Source organism: Pseudomonas sp. SWRI18 (assembly GCF_014268345.1).
Classification (GTDB): Bacteria; Pseudomonadota; Gammaproteobacteria; order Pseudomonadales; family Pseudomonadaceae; genus Aquipseudomonas; species Aquipseudomonas cedrina.
In genome coordinates, this window is record NZ_JACCQQ010000009.1 from 64,774 (window position 1) to 83,119 (window position 18,346).

The 18,346-nt window shown below is 52.1% G+C and carries 15 protein-coding genes; 6 read left to right on the forward strand and 9 right to left on the reverse strand.

Going from position 1 to position 18,346, the window contains the following annotated elements; genetic code table 11:
• Positions 1–28 precede the first annotated feature (28 nt).
• The 8 genes from H0Z09_RS12340 to H0Z09_RS12375 form a co-directional block, all read right to left on the reverse strand.
• The gene (locus H0Z09_RS12340; RefSeq protein ID WP_186690865.1) at positions 29–1,336 is read right to left on the reverse strand and encodes an FAD-binding oxidoreductase; all 1,308 of its coding nucleotides are present in this window, start codon (positions 1,334–1,336) and stop codon (positions 29–31) included.
• 163 nt (positions 1,337–1,499) lie between these two features.
• Complete coding sequence (locus H0Z09_RS12345; protein ID WP_186690866.1) at positions 1,500–1,910, reverse strand: hypothetical protein; 411 nt, start codon at positions 1,908–1,910, stop codon at positions 1,500–1,502.
• Between the two features lie 664 nt (positions 1,911–2,574).
• Complete coding sequence (locus H0Z09_RS12350) at positions 2,575–3,900, reverse strand: hypothetical protein (protein WP_186690867.1); 1,326 nt, start codon at positions 3,898–3,900, stop codon at positions 2,575–2,577.
• A 599-nt stretch (positions 3,901–4,499) separates the two neighbouring features.
• Complete coding sequence (locus tag H0Z09_RS12355) at positions 4,500–4,976, reverse strand: aromatic-ring-hydroxylating dioxygenase subunit beta (RefSeq protein ID WP_186690868.1); 477 nt, start codon at positions 4,974–4,976, stop codon at positions 4,500–4,502.
• Positions 4,977–6,260, reverse strand: a complete 1,284-nt coding sequence (locus H0Z09_RS12360) for a Rieske 2Fe-2S domain-containing protein (protein ID WP_186690869.1) — start codon at positions 6,258–6,260, stop codon at positions 4,977–4,979.
• 165 nt (positions 6,261–6,425) lie between these two features.
• Positions 6,426–7,850 carry an APC family permease gene (locus H0Z09_RS12365; protein ID WP_186690870.1) on the reverse strand — a complete coding sequence of 475 codons (1,425 nt, stop codon included), beginning with the start codon at positions 7,848–7,850 and terminating at the stop codon, positions 6,426–6,428.
• Between the two features lie 587 nt (positions 7,851–8,437).
• Positions 8,438–9,538: an amidase family protein gene (locus H0Z09_RS12370; protein WP_186690871.1), complete on the reverse strand. Its 1,101-nt coding sequence runs from the start codon at positions 9,536–9,538 to the stop codon at positions 8,438–8,440.
• Positions 9,535–10,041 (reverse strand): nuclear transport factor 2 family protein, encoded by a 507-nt coding sequence (locus tag H0Z09_RS12375; protein WP_186690872.1) that lies wholly within the window; start codon positions 10,039–10,041, stop codon positions 9,535–9,537. Before H0Z09_RS12375 ends, H0Z09_RS12370 begins: the two co-directional genes overlap by 4 nt.
• Before the next feature lie 476 nt (positions 10,042–10,517).
• On the opposite strand from H0Z09_RS12375, the gene H0Z09_RS12380 reads away from it, so the two are divergent.
• From H0Z09_RS12380 to H0Z09_RS12395, 4 genes are all read left to right on the forward strand, one after another.
• Entirely contained in the window at positions 10,518–11,657 is a 1,140-nt protein-coding gene (locus tag H0Z09_RS12380; RefSeq protein ID WP_186690976.1) for a tyramine oxidase subunit B, read from the forward strand.
• Between the two features lie 53 nt (positions 11,658–11,710).
• On the forward strand, positions 11,711–12,151 hold the full coding sequence (locus H0Z09_RS12385) for a Rid family hydrolase (protein ID WP_003232737.1): 441 nt from the start codon (positions 11,711–11,713) through the stop codon (positions 12,149–12,151).
• Between the two features lie 70 nt (positions 12,152–12,221).
• The gene (locus H0Z09_RS12390) at positions 12,222–13,526 is read left to right on the forward strand and encodes an FAD-binding oxidoreductase (protein WP_186690873.1); all 1,305 of its coding nucleotides are present in this window, start codon (positions 12,222–12,224) and stop codon (positions 13,524–13,526) included.
• A 224-nt stretch (positions 13,527–13,750) separates the two neighbouring features.
• Positions 13,751–14,749, forward strand: coding sequence for a LysR family transcriptional regulator (locus tag H0Z09_RS12395; RefSeq protein ID WP_238340233.1), 999 nt, complete (start codon positions 13,751–13,753; stop codon positions 14,747–14,749).
• On the opposite strand, the gene H0Z09_RS12400 is transcribed toward H0Z09_RS12395, so the two are convergent.
• Complete coding sequence (locus H0Z09_RS12400; protein WP_186690874.1) at positions 14,733–15,365, reverse strand: TetR/AcrR family transcriptional regulator; 633 nt, start codon at positions 15,363–15,365, stop codon at positions 14,733–14,735. The genes H0Z09_RS12395 and H0Z09_RS12400 overlap by 17 nt on opposite strands.
• A gap of 384 nt (positions 15,366–15,749) precedes the next feature.
• Here H0Z09_RS12400 and H0Z09_RS12405 point away from each other — a divergent pair, with 384 nt between their 5' ends.
• The gene (locus tag H0Z09_RS12405) at positions 15,750–17,270 is read left to right on the forward strand and encodes an aldehyde dehydrogenase family protein (protein WP_186690875.1); all 1,521 of its coding nucleotides are present in this window, start codon (positions 15,750–15,752) and stop codon (positions 17,268–17,270) included.
• A 66-nt stretch (positions 17,271–17,336) separates the two neighbouring features.
• Positions 17,337–18,290: a PDR/VanB family oxidoreductase gene (locus tag H0Z09_RS12410; protein WP_186690876.1), complete on the forward strand. Its 954-nt coding sequence runs from the start codon at positions 17,337–17,339 to the stop codon at positions 18,288–18,290.
• Positions 18,291–18,346: the final 56 nt, after the last annotated feature.

Genomic DNA, 18,346 nt, shown 5'->3' on the forward strand with positions numbered 1-18,346 from the left:
GTATCCCGGCTTGATAAACAATGTTTATTTAACGACGGCCTACACGGTAGGCATTGAGTTGGCGAGAAACCTTGCCCAGGGAGCACAGCACTGCCCTGAAACGGTCCTTGCCGAAAATACGCTTGCGTGGAATCGAACTCATCGCATCCCAGGCGGGCGAGCCACCGCTCATGCCGTCGGCGATGACCCTGGCGATCACCTGGCTGGGGGTGACCCCGAACCCGGAATAGCCCTGCACATAGAACACATTCGGATGCTCGTCCAACGTGCCGACCTGCGGGAATAGGTTCAATGAGCAATCCATCGGGCCACCCCAGGCCAAATCGATTTTGGTCGTGGCGAGGTAGGGAAACAGTCTCAGCATCTTTTTGTGGTTCCACGCCTTCAGGTCCAGCGGGACATACTCAAGCAGCATGCCGGCGGTGCCGTACATCAACCGGTTATCCGCCGTGATCCGGTAATAATCGATGATCGGCGTGATATCGCTGAAGGCGCCACGGATCGGGCTGATGCGCTCGATCAATTCATTGGTCAGCGGCTCGGTGACCGTATTGAATGCGTAGACGTTGATGGTGGAGTTGTCGAGCGAGCGGTCCAGCTTGTTGAGGAAGGCCCCGCATGCAAACAGCAGTTTGTCGGCCTTGACCGAACCTTTCGCCGTGCGCACGGTGATCTTGGCTCCATAGTTCACCTCAAGCACCGGGGACTGCTCGAAAATCCGGCCACCATGGATTTCAGTAAAGGCCTGCGCCTGCCCCAGCAGCAGGTTCAGCGAATGGATATGCCCATTGCCCATATGCTTGAGCGCACAGGTGTAGATATCTGCCCCGACAATACTGCGCACCTCTGAACCTTCCAGGTAAGTGATTTCCTGATCCGGGTTCAAGCTCTGGAAGTCTTTGGCCCAGGACTGCAAGAGTTTGCCCTGACGCTTGTTGAACCCCATGTAACCGTAACCGTGCCGGAAATCCGCCTGGATGTCATACCGCGCGATACGTTGCTTGATCAGACTCGCGCCCAGGTCGCTGATCTCGAAAATCGCCTTGAGCCCCTCGGGGCCGACGTCCTTTTCGATATTCTCCAGGTCATGGCCGATGCCCGCCATCACGTGGCCGCCGTTGCGACCCGAACCGCCGAAGCCCAGGTAATTGGCTTCCAGCACCACCACGTTGGTGATACCCCGCTCGGCCAGCTCAAGCGCCGTGTTGATACCCGAAAAACCGCCCCCGATGATCACGACCTCAGCCTCGATATCGCTTTCGAGGTCGCGATAGTGCAGGTCGTATTTACGGGTCATGGTGTAGTACGAAGAAGGGTTTTCCAAAGACAACGACATACCAGCCTACCTTTTTATTGTCAGGGCCTATCACGTCCACAGTGTGGAACGGATTGGCTTGGCTGGCATGTCCAATATTGCCGAATTCTTGGTCAGGGCTGACAACTCACCTGCCACCGGACTCAAGCTTGCATTGCGACCGCCCGAGCAGGCATGCGACGGCTCACCGCATAAGCGACGAGACTACCCAACCCGCAACACCCACCACCAGGCACATCGGCCACGCGGTGCCATCAGCCAACTCGCTGACCCACACACTGGCCAACGCGCCAGTCGCAAATTGCACCGAAATCCCCAGCGCCACGCTCGCGCCGGCCTGGCGTGGAAACAGCGTCATCAGGCTGGCCATGCAATTGGCGCCGATCAACCCGGTCACGCCCATGTACAGCGCCATGCAACACACGATACTCGCCACCCCACCCCACTCGGTATAGCCGAAAAGCATCAGCGCCAGCCCTGCCCCGCTGACCAGCACCGCGCCCACGCCGAGCATGCGTTGCGGCCCATAACGGCTGACCCAGCGCGCGTTGATGAAGGTCACCAGGATGATGCCGAGGATGTTCAGAGCGAACAATGCGCTGAATACCCATGGCGAGACACCGAAATACACCACGTACACAAAAGGCGATGCGGTGATAAAAGGCGAACATGCCGCCAAAACCCAGGGCCATGCACAGGATCAGTGCTACCGCCCTGGGCTATCTTGCTCGCGAAGAACTCAAGTGCGCCGCTTTCATACAGGATGCCCGCGTTTTCGTTGACGTTTTTCGCGAGCAAGCTCGCTCCTACAGTGGCATGAGGTTTGGGTCAAATCAGAAACGATCGAAGCGATACGGGCTCGGACAAGTAGATGAAGTCTATGTTTGTGGCAATGGATATTATTATTCTCGACTGAAGGGGATATCGGCTGCTCCCACTTTAATTCAATAGCCGTGTTGCACTCAGCTTCTGCAACCGCCCTGTCTAAAAGGGTGCCCTCGGGAACGAGGGCACCTCCACCAAGGAGCAAAAGTGGAAACTATTCCAGGCGCACGGATGAAACGCTCTGCCGGTTTCTATTACTGACTGCGTTATTTACGTCATGCTTTTCTTTGATCAAGCTAGATCTCGCAAGAAGTACAGAACGTTTGCCAGGCAAAACTCGGCGATCCGACGGTGGGCTATGGCATGTGCATGGATACATATTTTATCTAAACGGCCAGGAACAAAAACAGGTGACATCAGTCACCTGCCAGGTATCAAAATGTCGTAGCGAACACCAACTGGGTGTACACATTTGTATCGTTGTTACCCAACTGCGTCCCCCCCTGCTCTGCGCTCTTGTCTGGCTGGTAGATGCCTAACAAAGGCAAAACGGTCAAGTGCTGATTAACGCGCCATTCGGCATACAAGTCGATTTCATGACCATCGTTGTTACGCACGTTACGATCAATGGTGTCGTAATTAAAGTACATGGCTCCGAGGGTCAGGCTTTCCAAAGGAGAGACCTTGAACGTGACGTTCTGGATACGAGCATTATTATTGAAGGGCCCGGCATAGTTACTTGCCACCTCACCTTGGAACCATGTGCCATAGCCACGGCCCGTTCCATAAAACAAGGTGTCATAACCCTCTGAAAAGCGGCTGTAGCGATAGCTGGCGCTCGGCTTCCACGGAGCATCAGCAAAGGTCCACCCTGCTTCCAGATACCAAGCGTCCTCATTCGCCGCATTCGGTTTGTTTTGCCTGGCGTATTCACCCGACAAAAACAGGTTTTCCACGCCCGCATTACCCACTGCGCGCACGCTGTAGGTCTTCATGCCGTCACGCTCAAGCTGAAGGGGGGAAGCGTACTGTTCAGCGATTTTCGTGGTGTTGATGTACGTCAGGCCAACCGTACCGGCTGCAGCCACGTGTTCCAGAGTACCGACGTACATCTCGGTATTGGCCTGAGAGGGGTTATCGGATTTAAGCCACATCAGATCGCCACGCCAGCCCTCTTTACCGCCAATGCGTAACACGGCTGTCTTATCGAATGCTTTGCGGGCAGCCACGTAGAAAGCACCTCCACGATTGTACTGTCCGTCGCCGAGGCCGCGACCCGCACTGAAGGCGTCGCCCTGAATAAGGAAGCCGTCGCCCACTGCAATATTCTGCCGACCGAATGAAAAGTCGATGCCGTCTTTGCCAAGGACTTCAAACAGGTTGCCCGAGCGCCATCCCAGATAAGCATCTTCAATCTTGGTGGTGCGCTCAGATCCATCAGTGTAGCCTGCAGCGTCCCCGTCCCCCCAAGTGGCCGAACTGACCAGTGAGAAGGCACCATAGGCCGTCCCTGCGCCTCGCAATCCCTGATCGCCGCTCACGCCATACTTGATGTAGCCCTCTCTCCATGAGGACGATCCCTGTGTTAACCGGCCAGAGGCTGGATAACTTTCCCGACTGTGGAAAACGCCAAAAACCGCATCCAGGTTAGCATTGAGATGGGTGTCATCTCGGGAAAAAAACTCGTAAGCGCCCGCGGGAGTTGTTGCATTGAACAGTGCAGCGAGGGTACAAAAGTGAAGCAGGGAATATCGACGCATGGTTGCATTTCCATTTTTTTTATTGGGTTAAGCGATACATTAAATGGGCTATTCCTCACCTGCATTTAAATGCCGCCAGGATTCTGCAGTCGTTGGGGTAGTCAATGCGAACTACTGTTTAATAGTTGCACAGTCTATTTTTAAACATCTGTTGCGTTTTTCTAATGGTCACCTCCTCGCGATAGCTTGCTTGAATAACTTTGTACCAAGCCCAACATGAAAATTATTATCTGTACAGCAATCGCCTGGGTCCGACATGCTTTTTGTAGGGTATGTGCCAAGTATAAGAAGGGCTAAAACCTTAACTGTGCTGACTCAACAGAAAACACCCGTCGTTACAGAGACTGATATTTGAATGTATAACCGACACCTTCAGCAGACTTTGCGAGCATCAGCTCGACAAAGAGAAAGGATTGCTTGTTATGCGTGAGCACTCCCGTTCTCAAGCACTACCTAACACCATGTTTTGAGGCGTTAACTGTTCAATCCCTACAAAGTGCATTCCGATCAAAACGCTTGTCGAGTGTCAGAAGGCACCGCTCTTATAGCCGGCAGAAACAGTGCGAACACTCCTCGTCTCCGGCACCCGAACTGTTAACTTAAAGTATATAACCTATCCCAGCGAGCGCGTCGTCAGCGTTGATCAAACGAATCAACTTACGCTGAATCTTGAAAGTGTCACTGACGCGCTCAAGCTCGTAGACGATGTCCGCGCTGTAATGTTTGAGCGAGTCCTTACGGAACTCGCGCACGTTTTGCGCGCAACGGACCGTCACTTTTTCATCGCTTTCGAACAGCACACGAAAACGTGACAGGGTACGCACGGTACGCGGCTGCGGGCTGGTGGAAATCGACTCACCTCCGGTCAGACGCTGGATTCGTAACTGACGCATGTGATGATCGTCATAGGCGTAGTTGAGGGTGTTTTCGAAGTCTTCTTCCTTGGGATTGATCGGGATAATGTAAGTACCCTTTTCGTTCCACAGGCTCAACCAGCTGTCGAATTCGCCATGGTCGAGCATGTCGCCTTCAGCCCAGATAAAAGCGGTGACTTGATTCAGTAATTGCAGGTTCATTTACTTAGTCTCTACCGTCATCATCTTTTTCCACTGCTGGTAAGCAGCGCGCATGCCGGTCTCGGCGCTTACGTCGCTGACCAGCCCGTCTTCGGTCGGTTTCTCACCCGGCAGGCCACGGTTCAACATGATCCACAGGTCTTCGCCAGCACTGGCGCCTTTCTGCACACGCTCCCATGCTTCGGAATCGTCCGGAGTACCAAAGCCCATCGGCCCCTGGAAGTGCTCATGCAAACGCAGGCGGTAGCGGTTGGCTATAGCAGGGCCGCCGTCCATGGTAATTACCGAGTGATGAATTTCTGTCTCTGTCACCGATATCGGTTGCAGCGCGCGGAAAAACGCCATGGAACAGGCAACGTTGGGGAACAGGTTAAGATTGAAACCCGAGCCACCGACAGCACGAACAATACGGCGTACTTGCTGCTCTTCAATACCGTCTTCGCGCAATTGCGCAGCAAGCTCCTCGAAGCGCTCCGGAATCGGTTTGTCGAGATCGGCTTCAAGATCCACCAAGTCGGGGATCATCACCATTACGCTGTGCCCGTTACCAAGGTCTTCGACGTAACCCGGCCCTTCAACGAAGTCGAAAAGTTTGAGGGTTTGCTCATCAACCGATGCCAGGAATGACTTGTGCACCAGCGGGAAGTGGTAAGCGTCTGTGGTATTTTCCAACTGGATTTTCCAGTTGCCCGGAAAGCGAAAACGGTGCTCGCCTGGGACCTTGATCGGGTAACCGGCGCCCTGTTTCATGAACAGGTCGATCCATTTCTTGGCAGGTCCGAGGAAGTCGACCAGTGGTTCGATGTCATCCTTGAGCGTGGCAAACAGCATGCCCGCATATTCTTCAACACGCAGGCTGACCAGAGGCAGCTCGCCCTTATCCAGGCAATCACCGTAGCTTTCAGGGCTCGGCACACCACGCAGTGAACCATCCAACGCGTAACTCCAGCCGTGATATGGGCAGACAAAGCTGTTGGCCTTACCCTTCTTGTGTTCGCATACCGTAGCGCCGCGATGGCGGCAGCGGTTGAGGTGCACATGGACCTGTTTCTTGCGGTCGCGCACCACGATCACCGGCTGCTTGCCGATGTAGGTGCTTTTGTAGCTGCCCGCCTCCGGGATCTCGCTGACGTGCGCGACCCAGACCCAGGTACTGTAGAAAATCTTTTCCAGTTCCATGTCAAACAGCTTGGCGTCGGTGTACAACGAGGTGTGCACGCGGTCGTGCTTGATCAAGCTTGCGGGCTCCATATCAAGCCCGACAACGTTAATTAAATCGCTCACAATTAATTACCTTTCTATCGCAATGTGACGAGAGTTATTTTGAAATAACCTTAAGCCCGCACCCACGCCTCATCAACCGCCGACCGCGAGAGGTTTATTGTTTTAAAGACAACAAGCGTCAGCCCACCTGGATCAAGCTTAACGGCGGTGTAGGCAAGGCCTATATCATTTGATCCCGGACGAGTCAGCTTTCCTGAAGCGCCCCTTGATTATGCCGTAGAGAAACAAGACAACCAGAAGTAATGGAGTGCCATTGACCCAGGCAGATTCACTGCCGGTTAGCATCCCGTAATTATCGTAGATGAGATAAACGGCAGCACTAAGACCCGCCAGTGCGATGAGTGGGCTGATTAACGTTTTAAAATACCGTTTATCGTTGACTTTTTTGAAGTGAACGACGACCCCCAATGTGACAAATGTCTGAAGCCCTATCAATCCAAGCGTCGACAATGCCACCGTTACGGGAAACAAAAATACAAAGGCGTCATAGCCCAGGGAGGAAGAGACGATAATGGTCAGCGCAACGAGCACGGTCACAAGCAGACTTGCATTGGCTGGAGATTTTTTCGTTTCATGAACATGTGAAAGAACATTCGGCAAGTGCTTGTCTTTGGCCAAAACTTGAACATACCGCGTCGCAGCATTATGCAGTGACAACAAACAGCAAAAGTTGCTGGTGCACAGCATGAGGGAAACAATTGTCGCCATCGTGCTACCCAAACGAGTCGTGAACAAATTGATGACCAACCCGCCCTTCGCTATTGCTGCCTCGTCCTTGATGGAGTCAAACCCTACCTCACCGATGATCAGCCAGATAATGATCAGGTAGGCGACGCCTACCAAAACGACCGCCAAACGAGTGGCATGCGGAATGGTTTTTGCTGGCTTCCTGGCTTCCATCGCATAAAGCGCGGCGGACTCGACACCGAGGAATGATGCCAGCGCCACCATGAGCCCAACCCCCAGCCCCGGCAACATTATTGCGTCTACCGAGATGGCTTGAACCGGGAAGGCGTTAAGACCTTTATCCAAGAATATGGAAATACCCAGTAGAAAAAGCACAAAGAACTCTGCAAGCACCAAAGGCACGAGGATCTTTGCGGCAAAATCAATATTCGCCCGGCCCAGGTAACAGATCGCCCCCACGTATAAGACGGTCCATGCTGCCCAGCCGATATCAATACCAAACCCTTGCATGGTCATATTCGTGTAATACCCGGACGCCACAGCAATCGCCGTGGTAATCGCCAGATAAGAGGCTAAGGCAACCCATGCCGCCCCCGCTCCTACGCCCCGCCCAAAGATCACCGTAAGGTACTTGTAAAACGCGCCGGCCCCCGGGATCGCCCGGATTAATTCGCCATAGCCTATCGAGAAAAAAATCATCAGAATTCCCGCCAGCAGGAATGCTCCGGCAAGGCCAGCGCCATTACCGTGCTCAAAAGCGATGGGGGCCGCGGTGAGAACCGCCCCTAACGGTCCTGCGGCTGCAATCACCAATAACGCGATTTTATAAGCACTTAGATTACCTTCTAATTGCTGGCCGCCTGCAGGCACATCTGCAGACAGGGGCTCGGATAGCTCTGTCATCCCAATTCTCCACTCTAATTATTTTATGAATAACGGAAATAAATCGATGCAGCAGCATCCTTGCGGACCAACACGAGCGCTCCTCAAACGCAAGCGATACCTGCCCGCCGCCCCTGAAAACCGCAGCCTGGCTATTCTTTATATCGTTCTTCACTCTTTGCCAAGTTCACCAAACTCTTATCTTGCCAAAAGGCGGGTACTCAGGAACTCAAACCAATCACTTGTCTTCGATGACACAATTCATGACGCCTATTCAACGAGGCATCAATGTGCAGTGTATATTCCTAGCCTTGGCGATCGGATTGAATCTGGTTCAAGCGTATCCTTCTAATTGTCGGCGCAATGTAGATTGCGCATCACATGTAGCCGGCTTCATATGGGTGTACGGCCTACCGGTATCCTTGCAGTACTTCGCCGCGAAAACGATGACACCGTAAGCGACATTCGTTGTACAAATTGCAACGCTGCAACCTTTTGGGTGACATCCCTGATCATTTCCTTCGTCGCTCAAGAAGGTACTGAGTCACTTTTTGATTGCACCGCCTGACCAGCGTGCTTGCTGCGCTCGATGACGAACGCTGATTTATTCAAAGGAACGCACCAGCAATGGCACACAGACGTGCATCCTCACCCTTTGCTCCGATGAGTTGCAGGCTGGTTTTAATGGAGGAACCCGGATAGGGAATTGGCACACTCAATGCCGGGTGCCCGCTCAAGTTGAACGGCCTGAGGAAGCGCGTCAGATCGATCACCGATTCACCCTTGCATACATCAACCAATAGCGGTGGCAGACGAGGCAAACTCGGAAGGACAAGTGTATCGAAGCGTTCCAGCAAATGGTCTACCTGTTCGCTGAATGCCATGCGCACCGCATGCGCAGCTTGTACGGCCACGGCATCGGTGTTGGCCGCACGCAGTAACCTCGTCTCAATATCGGCACCCAGTAAAGCCTGGCCGGTGTAATGACCATAAGCAGCCCACGTTTCAGCATTAATGACGGTCAATGCAGCTTCGAATGCCTGATCAAGAAGCGGCAGCGTGACGACTTCCCAGGTCCAGCCGCGACGATTCATCTCGTCCCGTATGGCTTGCTCAATCGCAGGATCGCAAGAGACATTGACTAAACCTACCCGGAATTGCCCGAGAGGCTTATGCGCCGAGAAAGTTGAATCCATTGAAGTCATCGCAGCTACGAGCGTCTCAAGATCACGAGCCATGGGTCCTACAACATCAAGAGAACTGGAAGCCGGATACACACCGTGACGACTCAACCGACCGAACGATGGCTTGAGACCCAAGACCCCACAGCAGGCAGCCGGCATGCGCACAGAACCTCCTGTATCAGTACCCAATGCCACATCCACATTTCCCTGAGCAACGATGACCGCTGAGCCACTGGAAGACCCACCAGGGATCCGATCCGGTGCCTGTGGATTGACTGGCGTTCCAGCCCACTCGTTGATACCAGTCACACCGAAAGCCAGCTCATGCAGCACAGTCTTGCCAATGATTTGCCAACCATCGTCGAGAAGCGCCTTCACAACAGTTGCATGGTCTTGGGCTGGCGGGGCGTGTTCGAAAGCACGACTCCCACACCGTGTTGGCCAACCTGCCACATCCAAAGAATCCTTGATGGCGACCGTCCGCCCCGGCCCCCCGATGCAACCTTCAATGACCAGCGGGCTCACAGTGACGCCCCCTGGACATTCTCGAGAAGAAAGGCATCAACGCGTTCAGTTGAAAAAGAGGAGATGCGCCAGGCGTCTGCCTCCCAGAGAAATTCCACGCTGAGGGCGGCGACAATTGATCCTGATTGGCCAGATTCGTAGCGACTGAGTTGCTGCATTACCCATCGGCCTTTGGCTTGAAAACCATCGACAAATATCTGCTCACCGGAAAGAAAGTGCATATTTGACTGAAAGTGTGGAGCCGGCGGCAGGTAACTCATGAGCATCGCCACTATCGCTTTGCGTCCATCTACACGACCAAACTTAAGGGCATACCGAGATCCGACCCCCTGCCACACTGCGTCCTGGCAGAACAATTGGCCCAGCTCGATTTCACGTGTTTCAGGCCCGGGAACGTCGCACAAAAACATATACCGATTCAGTAAATGGCGAACCGCAGATTCGGCCTCAAGTACCCGAATACGCTCTTCCAGCAGGGAAATGTCAGAAATGGGGGAAATCATGAAAAGGCTCCTGTCGAATCTGCAAAAACAAGACAAGGAAATTACTGACATAGAAATCAGGCCACAATCACAGCAACCAGGGATCATGTTGCTTTTTAGGCAATGATGTTGATCGGTGCTTGACCGGAATAGCCGCTATACCCTCTTAGCGCAAGCGTTGTCATTACCACAACAAGTGTCGCCTCGAATGTCATCGAGTTCAAAAAAACGAACTGTAGGATAAGCGTGGTCTGTTACCTAGTTTAGCTTGAGCGCCAGAATTCATGCCGAATGCTCCAAGGCTGATTGGGAGCAGTTAAGCGCCGAAAAAAGCGCATAACCGTCATGGCTCACCCGATTATTCGAAGGCCCTTGGACCGTTCGATTCAGAATGACAACGGCGTTGAAGGTTAGAGCGCAAACGGTCAGATCACGTCCCCGCTGAGAAAGGTTCGTATCAGCGGCAAGAGCAGTATTTCAAAATGAGCATCACGACTATGCACAACTTACCAAATATTGATTTCATTTATCTCTCCGAACCGGACATGATTCAGGCGGGCGTCACCAATATGGCAGCCTGCGTTGACACGATGGAAGAAATGTTTTCCCTGATGTACCACGGCGACTACCGGATGGCAGGTCCCAATAACAATTCCCACGGATCTGTGGTGGTATTCCCCGAAGACTCACCCTTTCCGGACATGCCCAAACCTACCCCCGATCGACGCTTCATGGCGATGCCTGCTTACCTTGGCGGTCAATTTCGAACAGCCGGGATGAAATGGTACGGATCCAACATCGCGAATAGAGAGAAGGGACTCCCCCGCTCCATCCTTCTGTTCGTACTCAACGATGCCGATACGGGCGCTCCTCTGGCAATCATGTCAGCGAATCTTCTTTCTGCTTATCGAACAGGCGCCGTGCCTGGCGTAGGCGCCCGCCATCTGGCCAAAAAGAATTCGAAGGTGGTTGGCATTCTGGGTCCAGGTGTGATGGCGAAGACCTCACTTTCGGCATTTGTTGCCGAATGTCCTGATATTGACACAGTTAAAGTCAAGGGACGCGGCCAAAAAAATATCGATGCGTTTACATCGTGGGTTCGTGAGACTTTTCCGCAGATTGTCAACATTCATGTGGTAGACACCAACGAAGCTGTGGTACGCGACTGTGACATCGTCACATTCTGCAATTCCGGAGCAATTGGTGATGCCTCTGCCTATCCTGTGGTGAAGCGTGAATGGGTAAGCCCTGGTACGTTCCTGTCCATGCCCGCCTTGACGAGTATCGATGAAGGCATGCAGACACCCGACATTCGCAAGGTTCTGGACAATCCTTCTCTCTACCAGGCATGGCATGAAGAAAATCCCAAGCCAGTGCACAACATCGTGCCAGTAGTGGGCATCCAATTCCTCGATCTGATCGACGAAGGAAAAATGTCACCTGACCAGCTCGAGGATCTGGGCAAGATTGTTGTCGGTGAAGCACCCGGCCGTAAAAACGACGATGAAATCATCATTATGTCGGTCGGCGGTATGCCAGTAGAAGATGTTGCGTGGGGCACCGTGATTTATCGCAACGCATGCGAAAAAGGCATAGGCGTCAAACTTAATCTCTGGGAAACCCCAACGCTAAGTTGAGCCCGCACGGCAACCGCGCCTTCTGAATCTTCATTGAATATCGGACACATCACATGAAAGAAGTTATCGACGTTATTAAAGTTAAAACCGGATCCAAGTTTGAGGAGCTGGGTAGCTATTCGCGCCTGATCGCCGTCGGCGATCTGATTTTCGTATCCAATACCGCCGGCCGCAATCCTGCCACAAAGGAAATGCCCGAAGACCCGGCTGAGCAGACCCTTCAAGTCTTGGCCAATATAGAACATGCCCTTTCGGCCGTTGACGCTTCGCTTGGCGATATCGTTGCCGCACGCGTGTTCATACCGTTTGCGAAGGACATAGATATCGTAATGGCCACCTACGCAGAAAAAATGCGAGGCATTAATCCAACGCTGACGCTGACCAGTCCTCCTCTGGGATCTGAAATATACAAAGTTGAAATTGAAGTCACCGCCTATCGCGGGGTCTCAAAGGCCAATGTCAAAGAAATCACGATTACTCATAACAATACGTGACACTTAGCAGCCTCAGGGCGTAGCGATTCAGTGCACTTCGATAACGTATACAGCATCAAGGATAAAAAACTTGGCCCCCTCTATCTCTCCCGTTCAGACTTCTGTCGTTCTTCCTGCCGCCACGACAGTGGTGGTGATCGGAGGGGGCATTATCGGACTCACTGCGGCATTGTCGCTGGCAGAACGTGGCATACCCGTCACAGTACTTGAAAAGGGCAGAATTGCTGGCGAACAATCCTCGCGAAATCTGGGGTGGATCAGGAAAATGGGCCGGGCCAAACTGGACCTCCCTCTTTCAATCGCTGCAGAAAAACTATGGGCCACCATGGCGCAACGGCTCAATGCCGATGTTGGCTACAGACAGACCGGTATTTTGTATACCGCCAGCTCAGCCTCGGAAATGGCTTCACATCAAGAGTGGTTGAACTCAGTCGCTGAAGCCTCGCTCGACTCACGCCTAGTCACGGCGAGAGAAATCGCTGATCTTTCTCCAGGATGCACCGTCGATTGGGCAGGCGGAATTTATACAGCCTCTGATGGCCGAGCAGAGCCTACTCTTGCCAGCAGTGCCATCGCACGGGCGGCTATTGCAAAAGGCGTTATCATCGTGGAGAACTGCGCGGTGCGAACGCTATCCATGTCGGCAGGCAGAGTAAGCGGTGTTGTAACCGAGCGGGGGGAAGTGCGTTGCGATAACGTAATCCTTTCCGGCGGCATGTGGTCGAGACGCTTCCTGGCTACCTGCGGTGTTTCTCTCTTGACGTTACCGGTAGTTGCCTCAGTCCTTCGAACGGCTCCCCTGACGATAGAGGGAATGACCGAGGTCGCAGTAGGAACTCCAGATATCTCTTTTCGCAAACACCTGGACGGCGGATACGTCATTACGAACCGGGGAGCTTTCATGGTGCCGATCGTACCTGACAGCTTGCTGATCGGGCATCATTACTTTTCCACACTGCGTTCCCAATGGAAAAACATGAATCTTTCCCTGGGACGAGAGTTCATGACAGAACTGGCCCTGTCGCAACGCAGTTCTGACCAAGGTACCTCTGCTTTCGAGCAGAGACGGACAATAGACCCAAACGTCAATCACGGACTGAATCGGGCTGCATTACGCAATCTCACTGAAGCTTGGCCCGCTTTTAAAAAAGCCACCATAGAGCTCGAATGGGCTGGCATGATCGATGTAACGCCGGACGGCCTCCCAGTGATATCCCCCGTGGATAAAATTCCGGGCTTGACGCTTGCTTCCGGATTCTCAGGGCATGGTTTTGGCACCTCTCCAGCAGCCGGACAACTGGTCGCTGATCTCGTCACTGGCGACACACCGATAGTTAATCCCGCACCGTATCACCTCAATCGCCAGCACAGCTGATCAGGGGTACCTCAGCAATCAAGAGTCTCATAGAACGTTAAACGTGCAACCTGGAACCGCAAATTTCGGCGCAGACACAAACGCCTTCTTAGATCAAAAAGCTATAAAAATATTGTAGGTCACTGACCAAAAAAACTAGCCCGCGGTATTGCTTCCCGGCATTCACTAGCATAGATTCGTCAGCATAATAAAAAACCTGATGATGCGAACCGTGCGAGGCACCCATGATGAATTCCCAAACCGAGCTTCAAGATCAACGCTTCAAGTATCTGTATTTGAGCTCCAGACTGGGAACCATGCGCGCGGCGGCCGAAGAGCTGGAACTCGCCGTCTCCTCCATCAGTCGCCAGATTGCAAAACTGGAGTCCGATCTGGGCATTCAGCTCATACAAGAAGGTACTCACAGGATCTGCCTGACCGCCGCTGGTCAGGCTGCAGTTGATTATTATGTTGAGCGTATGGGTCATCACAATCAACTTTTGAAAAAGCTCGGCCAACTCAAAGAAGGATATTTAAATAGAACAAGCATTGCGGTGGGCGAAGGACTACTTAGTACTCAGGCCATAGGCGAGCTTTATCAATTTTTCAAAGCTAATCGACAATCGCACACTGAGCTTTTAATTGCGCCCTCTCACGAAGTTGAGCGAATGGTTGCTGAAGACGAAGCAGACATAGGATTGGTGTTTTCCCCTACCAAGACCGCCAACATCAATAGGCTCCATTCTTTCGACCAACCCATGAGAGCTATTGTCCATCCCGACCATCCGCTGGCGGGCAGATCGATACTCAGTCTTCAAGACTTGGCTGACGAAGATATTGTTCTCCCCCCGCCTGAGTACCGGATCAGAGGGATTATTGATCAGTTGCAAAGTGAAAGCAGCGCTCACTTCCAGCCTTACATCACTTCAAACTCACTGAAGATAATGTTGGATCTCACGCGCAACGGCATAGCCTCGACAATACTCAGTGACTTCCCCGTCATTGATGAGTTATGCAACGGCACGTTGAAAGCTATTCCTATCGATTATCACGCGTTGAATGTAACACAAGTACAAATTATTTCGCGCCAATCCAGGAAACTGTCCCCTCTTTCGCGTGATTTGGTGCATTACTTGGCAATGGCGATAAACGCACAGATTCGGCGCATTCGTGATTGCAACAGCAGAAATCCCAATAAGATTTTCTTGGTTCGGAAAACTGCCATAGCTACGGCAGTTGACTAGCCTCTTTTTCCTGAGCGATATTCTCCATGATTCTCCATATGATTGATTTAGCGTCTTGAACTATTCGTTCATAATTCTGTGCATCCGGCCAATCAACCATGTAAAGCACCATAATGCCATCGATGTGTAACAGCACCTGGGTTGCGACCCGTTTGATGGTATCACGCGATGCATCAGGGTAAACCCTGGTAAGGATTGTCGAAAATTTTCGCCTATTGACTCTGTACAGTTTACGCTGAAAAAGGCGAGCCTCTACATCCCGAAGTGCCATCCCCCAGAGTTCGACGAAGATAGCTGTAACATCCAGTCGCATGAGATCGCTAAACAAATAATCCAACACAGCACACATCTGTTGTTCGGGACTGCTATAGGACTCCATCATTATGAGTTTATAATTTCTCAGATAGTCATTTACGGTATACCTGACCATCTCCAAAAATAGTTGATCCTTGGTCGGAAAAAAATATTGAAGATGACTCAGCGACATATCGACTTTTTTAGCCACGCTTCTCATACTGAATCCAGCATTTCCCGAGTCGAGGAATACCATCCTTGCCTCGACCAAAATAGCCGTACGTTTCTCTTCAGTCTTTTGATTGTTTTTAGCAACCCTCATTAAGAATTTCCTTTTTACCTAAAAAATTCTAGAAATTATACAACACTCTTAATTCGCCTTAAAGCCCATACTTGCTTGTATTCCATACAGGCCAGATATACCGGTCCGGTTAGATGCACTACTTTTTTACCCGATATCGTCATCGTCTCAGCTTAGTGCAGTCGCGGTCCACGACCTAGGGCACGATCAGCAAAAACCAATCCGCCCTACACGCAAGTGAGACATTGGACGCACCACCTGGATGATTCGCCTTTGTTGCAGCAAGGGCAACAATAGGTACCTCTGCTGTCATTGTCCAACTCTTGACGGTGCGGGATATTAATTTCCTTTATATTCCGCTAGTACGATAGCGGCCCCTGAAACAATAACAATGGGCATTCGATCATGACATTGGCAAATAACTACGAACACCTCACCGCTGGGGCTAAATCCAGGATCGGCAAACGTACCCAAATCTTCATTAATGGTGAGTTCAGGGACCCGCATTCAGGAAAATACTTTTCTATCGCCGATCCTAGTAACGGTCTTGAATTAGGTCAAATCGCACAGGCAGACCAATTTGACGTCGACCTGGCAGTGGCCGCTGCACGCAAGGCATTTGAAGACAGCGCCTGGTCCAGAATGAGACCCTATCAACGTGAAGCTTTGATGCTGCGGCTCGCTGATTTGATTGCGGAAAATGCTCAGGAGCTTTCTGAACTTGAGACGCTCAGCAGTGGCCGCCTTATTCGAAACACTCGCGCATTCGATGCGGACCTGTCGGTCTATACGCTGCGTTATATGGCCGGGTGGTCCACTAAAATCTCTGGAAAAACCCTGGATTTGTCCGTTCCTTACCTGCCGGATCAAAAATTCTTTGGTTTCACAAAACGATCGCCACTGGGTGTCGTCGCAGCAATTACCCCATGGAACGTGCCGCTTTGCCAAGCGGTCTGGAAATTGGCGCCTGTTCTTGCAACGGGGTGCACTGTTGTTCTCAAGCCCGCTGAGCAAACCCCGTTCACTACTTTGCGCCTGGCGGAGCTGTGTAATGAAGCTGGCATTCCACCTGGAGTTGTCAATGTCATTACCGGCCTAGGTCATGAAGTAGGTGCGGCGCTTGTTGAGCACCCTGGCGTGGACAAGATAAGTTTTACAGGCTCGACTGAGACAGGGAAACGAATCGCCGCAATAGCAGCGCCCCTGATGAAAAAATACACGCTTGAACTCGGCGGTAAGTCACCGGTAGTCATCGCCGAAGATGCCGATTTGAACATCGCTATTCCCGGCGCTGCCTGGGCTATTTTCGGCAATCATGGTCAAAACTGCTGCGCAGGTTCTCGGCTGTACGTCCACGAACGCCACTACGCCGAAGTCACTGCGGGAGTCGCTGAAATCGCACGGACCATCAAAATTGGCCCGGGTCTGGATTTAAGTTCGCAGATGGGTCCACTCGTTCATCACGCCCACCGCGACAAGGTGATGAGCATGATCCACCAGGGCCTTGAGTCCGGTGCAGAATTACTGTGTGGGGGCGAAACGATCAACAGCCCTGGCGCTTATATTCAGCCTACCATTTTGACCGACCTTACAAACAACAGCATCACATCCCAAAAGGAGATTTTTGGGCCGGTGCTAACAGCCTTTTCCTTCAAGGACGACCGTGAGGTTATCCAGCGCGCCAATGCGACCTCATTTGGTTTGGGGGCCAGTATCTGGACCAAAAACGTTGATCGGATCACGAGCTTCTTCGGCGGCGTGAAGGCAGGCACTATCTGGATCAATAACCACAATGTGCTGGATCTCAGCCTCCCCTTCGGCGGCATGAAGGATTCAGGCGCTGGTCATGAATTGGGTGAAGAAGGCTTACTCGCCCACACGTCACTCAAGGCCGGTGTTATGCGTGTTTTTGATCAGGCTGAATGAAGATTGGCGAGCTTTTTTAAACCATCAATATGAATTGTCTTCCCGCGTGCGTACAGGTATTACCCGATGAATGAACTCCTAAACGTAGTCGTGCTTAAACGAGTGCTGCAAGGTGATGATGTGGTCGTCATCGAGCTGGCGCGGGCAGACCGCGGCAATTTACCGACCTTTGAGGCCGGTGCCCATATTGATGTGCACCTACACTCAAATGTGATCCGCCAATATTCGTTGTGCGGCGATCCCGCTGACGCAGGCATTTATCGCCTTGGGGTATTGAGAGATCCTCAATCCAGGGGTGGGTCCATTGCAGTCCATCAGGAATTGCTTGAAGGCGTAAGGGTAAACATAAGCCTGCCTCGTAACCATTTCCCGCTGGACTTGAATGCCGAACGTTCAATCCTGCTCGGAGGGGGTATTGGCATCACACCGATGCTGGCCATGGCCTATGCACTTGAAGCCAGGGGCAAGGCGTTTGAAATGCATTATTGCGCACGCTCACGTAGCCGAAGTGCGTTTCTTGAAGAGTTGGAGCTCTCTGGATTTTCCCAAGCCGTCCAGCTGCACTTCGACGATGAACCTGAAAGCAAACTGGACCTCAAACGCGTATTAGGAGGCAGCCAGGAGACGGCTCACATCTATACATGTGGACCGGGAGGTTTTATGAAGTGGGTTATCAATAATGCTCTCGAACTCGGCTACCCTGATGCACGCATTCACCGCGAATACTTTCAGGCCGACATTGATACCAATGGGTCTGGTTTTGAGGTTGTGGCGGCGCGCAGCGGTAAAACCGTCAATGTCATGACCGGGCAGACCATTTATCAAGCACTGGCTGAAGTAGGTATAGATATCGAAATATCCTGCGAGCAGGGTGTTTGTGGCACATGCCTCTGTGATGTTTTAGAGGGTGAACCAGACCATCGCGATGTGTATCTCACTGCTGATGAAAAAGCGGCGAACGATACGATATTGGTTTGCTGTTCACGATCAAAATCTCCACGATTGGTGCTGGACATATAACGTCAAAAGCGGTGCATCGCCGGCGTCATTTGCCTTGGGCGTCCTCAGCAATTTAA

What these genes read in the sequence shown, in the direction of transcription:
- H0Z09_RS12410 (WP_186690876.1), top strand. Translation starts at nt 17,337, where the DNA reads ATGAATGAACTCCTAAACGTAGTCGTGCTTAAACGAGTGCTGCAAGGT.
- H0Z09_RS12365 (WP_186690870.1), bottom strand. Translation starts at nt 7,850, where the DNA reads ATGACAGAGCTATCCGAGCCCCTGTCTGCAGATGTGCCTGCAGGCGGC.
- H0Z09_RS12395 (WP_238340233.1), top strand. Translation starts at nt 13,751, where the DNA reads ATGATGAATTCCCAAACCGAGCTTCAAGATCAACGCTTCAAGTATCTG.
- H0Z09_RS12380 (WP_186690976.1), top strand. Translation starts at nt 10,518, where the DNA reads ATGCACAACTTACCAAATATTGATTTCATTTATCTCTCCGAACCGGAC.
- H0Z09_RS12355 (WP_186690868.1), bottom strand. Translation starts at nt 4,976, where the DNA reads ATGAACCTGCAATTACTGAATCAAGTCACCGCTTTTATCTGGGCTGAA.
- H0Z09_RS12385 (WP_003232737.1), top strand. Translation starts at nt 11,711, where the DNA reads ATGAAAGAAGTTATCGACGTTATTAAAGTTAAAACCGGATCCAAGTTT.
- H0Z09_RS12405 (WP_186690875.1), top strand. Translation starts at nt 15,750, where the DNA reads ATGACATTGGCAAATAACTACGAACACCTCACCGCTGGGGCTAAATCC.
- H0Z09_RS12400 (WP_186690874.1), bottom strand. Translation starts at nt 15,365, where the DNA reads ATGAGGGTTGCTAAAAACAATCAAAAGACTGAAGAGAAACGTACGGCT.
- H0Z09_RS12340 (WP_186690865.1), bottom strand. Translation starts at nt 1,336, where the DNA reads ATGTCGTTGTCTTTGGAAAACCCTTCTTCGTACTACACCATGACCCGT.
- H0Z09_RS12350 (WP_186690867.1), bottom strand. Translation starts at nt 3,900, where the DNA reads ATGCGTCGATATTCCCTGCTTCACTTTTGTACCCTCGCTGCACTGTTC.
- H0Z09_RS12375 (WP_186690872.1), bottom strand. Translation starts at nt 10,041, where the DNA reads ATGATTTCCCCCATTTCTGACATTTCCCTGCTGGAAGAGCGTATTCGG.